Here is a 4,555-nt window from a genome sequence, read left to right as displayed (position 1 = left end):
AGCAGACCCTGAAGGGTCCGACGTGCGCGATACTGGGATTGAACCAGTGACCCCTACCGTGTCAAGGTAGTGCTCTCCCGCTGAGCTAATCGCGCCTGGTGCGGCGGTGTTGCAGCAGACCCTGAAGGGTCCGACGTGCGCGATACTGGGATTGAACCAGTGACCCCTACCGTGTCAAGGTAGTGCTCTCCCGCTGAGCTAATCGCGCGGGGAGGCCCCCGGTCGAACCGGGGGACCTCTTGGAGGTGGAGACGGGATTTGAACCCGTGTACACGGCTTTGCAGGCCGTTGCCTCGCCTCTCGGCCACTCCACCAGGCAACGCATGAAGAACGATCTTACACTGTTCTCCATCGAGCGGACGACGAGATTCGAACTCGCGACCCTCACCTTGGCAAGGTGATGCTCTACCAACTGAGCCACGTCCGCCTGTCTTCCGGGGGGCTTCACCGCTTTTCTTCGGTTGCGCTCCCTGGCGACGTGTTGAACTCTAGCGGATTCCCGGGCCAGCTAAAAATCCGTTCCCGCAGCATGCCGAGGGGATGGCCGGTGAGCGCCGTCCCGTCAGCGCTCCCGGACGGCCACCGGCCGCCACCTGCGGCGCTCCCGGACGATCATCCGCAGGTCACCCGGCGCACACCCGGGTGACGCACAGAGCTGCTCGTGCGCGGGGCGCGAACCGGACCGGGCCCACGCCCCCCGACCTACACTTCAGGCACCGCCGCCCAGCACCACCGCGCAGGAGAACCGTGTCCGGCCACCCCGACCCCCGCACCCCGCTCGCCCGCTTCGGCGGCCGCCTGGCCACCGGACTGCGCGACGTCACCTCGGACCCGGCCGCTCTGGACTCCGCCGGCTACTGGGCCGTCGCCTACGACTTCGAGGGCCGGCTGACCTGCGCCCGCTTCGACCAGGTCCGCCCGGCCCCCGCCCCACCCTCCGGCGCGGGCTGGCGCGGACCGGAGGCCGGCAGCTGGCACAGCTCCCTCGACCGCACCGCCTACACCGCGGGCGTCCGCCGCATCCGCGAGCACATAGCCGCCGGCGAGGTCTACCAGGCCAACCTCTGCCGGGTGCTCTCCGCACCGCTGCCCGACCCGGACCTCAGCGACGTCGACGCCCTCACCGGCCTTCTCGCCCACGGCAACCCCGCCCCCTACGCCGGCACCGTCCGCCTGCCCGGGCACGGCGTCGAGATCGCCACCGCCTCACCCGAGCTCTACCTGCGCCGCACCGGCCGCACCGTCTCCTCCGGCCCGATCAAGGGCACCGGCCGCACTGAGGACGACCTCCTCGACAAGGACCACGCCGAGAACGTGATGATCGTCGACCTGGTCCGCAACGACCTCGGCCGGGTCTGCGCGACCGGCAGCGTCACCGTCCCCGACCTCTGCGCCGTCGAGAAGCACCCCGGCCTGGTCCACCTGGTCTCCACCGTCGAGGGCACCCTGCGCGACGGAGCCGGCTGGCCCGAGCTCCTCGCCGCCACCTTCCCGCCCGGCTCCGTCACCGGCGCCCCCAAGTCCAGCGCCCTGCGGATCATCGAGGCCCTGGAGACCGCCCCGCGCGGCCCGTACTGCGGCGCCGTCGGCTGGGTCGATGCCGACCGCGGCGAGGCCGAACTCGCCGTCGGCATCCGCACGTTCTGGATCGACCGGGCGGACCCCGGCGCGCCCGTCCTGCGCTTCGGCACCGGCGCCGGCATCACCTGGGGCTCCGACCCCGAGCGGGAATGGGCCGAAACCGAACTGAAGGCCGCCCGCCTCGTCGCGATAGCGTCGGGTGGCGAACCCGGTGGCGAATCCGGCACCGGATCCGACCCGACCGGGGCCTGCGCCCCCACCGCCTAGGAGCAGCACCCGATGCACAACCGCACCACGAGCTGGGTCAACGGCTCCCTCGTCGACTCCGCCGACGCGGCCGTCTCGGTCCTCGACCACGGCCTCACCACCGGCGACGGCGTCTTCGAGACCCTGAAGACGGTCGACGGCCGGGCCTTCGCGGTCACCCGCCACCTGGACCGGCTCACCCGCTCCGCCCGCGGCCTCGGCCTGGCCGACCCCGATCACGACCTGGTCCGCGAGGCCTGCGCCCAGGTCCTCGCCGCCAACCCCGCGCCGCTCGGCCGCCTGCGCGTCACCTACACCGGCGGCAACGGCCCGCTCAGCTCCGAGCGCGGCACCGCCGGCCCCACCCTGGTCGTCGCCCTCAGCGCGATCGGCCACCGCCCCGACGAGACCGCCGTCGCCGTCGTCCCCTGGCGCCGCAACGAGCACAGCGCCGTCGCAGGTCTCAAGACCACCTCGTACGCCGAGAACGTCGTCGCCCTGGCCGCCGCCCACCGCGCCGGCGCCTCCGAGGCCCTGCTCGCCAACACCGCGGGACGGCTCTGCGAGGGCACCGGATCCAACGTCTTCGTGGTCCTCGGCGGCCGCCTGCTCACCCCCGCCCTCGCCTCCGGCTGCCTGGCCGGCATCACCCGGCAGCTCGTCGTCGACTGGTGCGGCGCCGAGGAGGCCGACCTGCCGCTCAGCGCCCTCCAGGACGCCGAGGAGGTCTTCCTGACCTCCACCACCCGCGACGTCCAGGCCGTCACCCGCGTCGACGACCGCGAACTGCCCGGCATCGGCCCCGTCACCGCCAAGGCCATGGCCGTCTTCACCGAGCGCAGCGGCGACGACCTCGACCCGTGATCCCCGCCCGGGAGAGCAGCCCGGAAGAACGCCGGGGAAGCGCACCGGCCGCGTGGATAACCCCCCGTGCAACGGGAAGGGACCACCACATGACCACCACGCTGCGCCCCGAGGGCCCGGAGACACCCACCGCGGCCGGCGGCCGCACCAGACGCTGGCTGATCCTCGCGAACGGCCACCCGGTCGGCGCGCTGCGCACCACCGCCGACCCGCAGGGCGATCAACTCTGGGGCCGGATATCCGAGTTGGAGATCACCGAGGGGCGCGGCCGGGGTCGGGGAACGTTCGGCGGGCTGGCCGCCGAGGAGGTGCTGCGCACCTGGGGCTGCACCCGGGTCGACGTCGGCGTCCCGGAGCCGGCCGCGGCGGCCCGGGGGCTCGCCGTGACGCTCGGGTACACCGAGCGGGCCCTGGCCATGTCCAAGCGGTTGACAGCCGCCCCGGACCTGCCCGCGGGGCTGAGCGTGCGCCCGTTCGACCGGAGGGCCGAGATCCGGGACTGGTTCGACCGGTCCGTGCAGGACTACGTCCGCGTGATGGTGGCTTCCGGCCTCACCGAGGAACAGGCCCGCGCCCGCTCGGGCGGCGGGCCGCAGAACCCGGCCGCGCCGGACCCGGAGACCCCGGGCATGGTCCTGCGCCGCCTGTACGGCGCCGACGGCGGGGAGGAGCCGTACGGCCTGCTCTGGCTGCAGCCGCGCCTGCGCGACCTGCCGGACGGCGAACCGCTCGCCTGGGTGATGAAGGTCGAGGTGTCCCCGGCCCACCAGGGCCGGGGACACGGACGCACGCTGATGCTGCTCGCCGAACGCGAGTGCCTGGCCGCCGGGGTGCGGAACCTCGGCCTCAACGTCTTCTCCGGCAACGAGGTCGCCATCCGGCTCTACACCTCGCTCGGCTACCGGGTCACCGAGCGCCTCTACGGCAAGCAGCTGTGACCCGGCGTGTCGTCAGGAAGCCTTCGCCGCCTCGATGACGGCCACGATCCGCTCGCGCAGCCCGTCCTGGCTCTTGCCGCCGTCGAGGCGCTGCCCGCCGATCACGTACGTCGGCGTGCCGGTGACCCCGATCGCCTTGCCCTCGGCCTGGTCGGCGTCGACGGTCAGCATGTGCCGGCCGTCGATCAGCGCGGTGTCCACCTCGTCGACGTCCGCCCCGACCTCCCGGGCCACGTCCAGCAGCACCTGCTGCCCGCGCGCGTCCAGCTCCGCGGTACGGGCCAGCAGCGCCTCGACGAACGGCCAGCCCAGCCCCTGCGCGAACGCCTCCTCGGCCGCTTCCGCGGCGGCGTAGGCGTGCTTGTGCTTCTCCAGCGGGAAGTGCCGCACCTCCACGGGCAGCGCGTCGCCGTACTGCGCGCGCAGCGCCCGTACGTCGTCCAGCGCGGTGTGGCAGTCCGGGCACTGGAGGTCGCACCAGAACTCGAGGCGGGGGAGGGAACCATCGATCATTCCCCCAGTGTTCCACTAGTGGGCGCCCGCTCCGGCCGGAGGTGCGCCCGAGGGCGGACCGAGAGGAAGGCACCGATGACCAGGACGACCGGACACGAAGGAGCGGCACCGTGCTGAGCGCGGCGATCAGCTTCGTCCTCACCGCGGGCGGGGTGGCCTTCGCCGGGCTGCGGGCCTACCGGCGGCGCTTCCTGTCGGCGACCCGCTGGTTCGCGGTGGCCCTGCTGCCCGCCGGCCTCTACCTGACCGGCCTGTTCCCGCTGGCGAGCACGATCGGCCGGGAGTTCGCCGACTGGGCGACCAGGCTGGTCCTCGACCCGCGGGTGTGGACCGGCATCGCGCTGCTCGGCGTCTCGGCGGTGCTGCTGGTCACCACCCGCTGGGTGGGCCGCCGGGGCGCCGGGGCGGTGGAG

Annotated in this window: 4 protein-coding genes, 4 tRNA genes and 1 pseudogene; 4 read left to right on the top strand and 5 right to left on the bottom strand. The window is 73.4% G+C overall.

Annotation, left to right across the window (positions count from 1 at the left end; genetic code table 11):
- Positions 1–23 precede the first annotated feature (23 nt).
- The 4 genes from ACWGKU_RS40290 to ACWGKU_RS40275 all read right to left on the bottom strand — a co-directional run bounded on the left by ACWGKU_RS40290 (position 24) and on the right by ACWGKU_RS40275 (position 427).
- Positions 24–95, bottom strand: a tRNA-Val gene (locus ACWGKU_RS40290).
- Positions 96–136: 41 nt separating this feature from the next.
- Positions 137–208 (bottom strand) — tRNA-Val (locus ACWGKU_RS40285).
- Positions 209–240: 32 nt separating this feature from the next.
- Positions 241–314 (bottom strand) — tRNA-Cys (locus ACWGKU_RS40280).
- A 40-nt stretch (positions 315–354) separates the two neighbouring features.
- Positions 355–427: transfer RNA gene (locus ACWGKU_RS40275), tRNA-Gly, on the bottom strand.
- Between the two features lie 320 nt (positions 428–747).
- On the opposite strand from ACWGKU_RS40275, the gene ACWGKU_RS40270 reads away from it, so the two are divergent.
- The 3 genes from ACWGKU_RS40270 to ACWGKU_RS40260 all read left to right on the top strand — a co-directional run bounded on the left by ACWGKU_RS40270 (position 748) and on the right by ACWGKU_RS40260 (position 3,629).
- Positions 748–1,848: a chorismate-binding protein gene (locus ACWGKU_RS40270; protein WP_452179916.1), complete on the top strand. Its 1,101-nt coding sequence runs from the start codon at positions 748–750 to the stop codon at positions 1,846–1,848.
- A gap of 12 nt (positions 1,849–1,860) precedes the next feature.
- The gene (locus ACWGKU_RS40265; RefSeq protein ID WP_387691897.1) at positions 1,861–2,691 is read left to right on the top strand and encodes an aminotransferase class IV; all 831 of its coding nucleotides are present in this window, start codon (positions 1,861–1,863) and stop codon (positions 2,689–2,691) included.
- An 89-nt stretch (positions 2,692–2,780) separates the two neighbouring features.
- Entirely contained in the window at positions 2,781–3,629 is an 849-nt protein-coding gene (locus ACWGKU_RS40260; protein ID WP_452179915.1) for a GNAT family N-acetyltransferase, read from the top strand.
- A 12-nt stretch (positions 3,630–3,641) separates the two neighbouring features.
- Here ACWGKU_RS40260 and ACWGKU_RS40255 read toward each other — a convergent pair whose 3' ends face one another.
- The gene (locus ACWGKU_RS40255; protein ID WP_380359240.1) at positions 3,642–4,142 is read right to left on the bottom strand and encodes a DsbA family protein; all 501 of its coding nucleotides are present in this window, start codon (positions 4,140–4,142) and stop codon (positions 3,642–3,644) included.
- 110 nt (positions 4,143–4,252) lie between these two features.
- Between ACWGKU_RS40255 and ACWGKU_RS40250 the strand changes: the two are divergent.
- Positions 4,253–4,555, top strand: a pseudogene (locus tag ACWGKU_RS40250) (hypothetical protein); the annotation flags it as partial.

This window comes from Kitasatospora sp. NPDC054768 (assembly GCF_053612025.1).
Note: the sequence above shows the minus strand (reverse complement) of the source record. Positions and strands in the feature narration are given on the sequence as shown.

Excerpts from the sequence above, each read along its gene's own strand:
- ACWGKU_RS40255 (WP_380359240.1), bottom strand. The coding sequence starts at position 4,142 with ATGATCGATGGTTCCCTCCCCCGCCTCGAGTTCTGGTGCGACCTCCAG.
- ACWGKU_RS40265 (WP_387691897.1), top strand. The coding sequence starts at position 1,861 with ATGCACAACCGCACCACGAGCTGGGTCAACGGCTCCCTCGTCGACTCC.
- ACWGKU_RS40260 (WP_452179915.1), top strand. The coding sequence starts at position 2,781 with ATGACCACCACGCTGCGCCCCGAGGGCCCGGAGACACCCACCGCGGCC.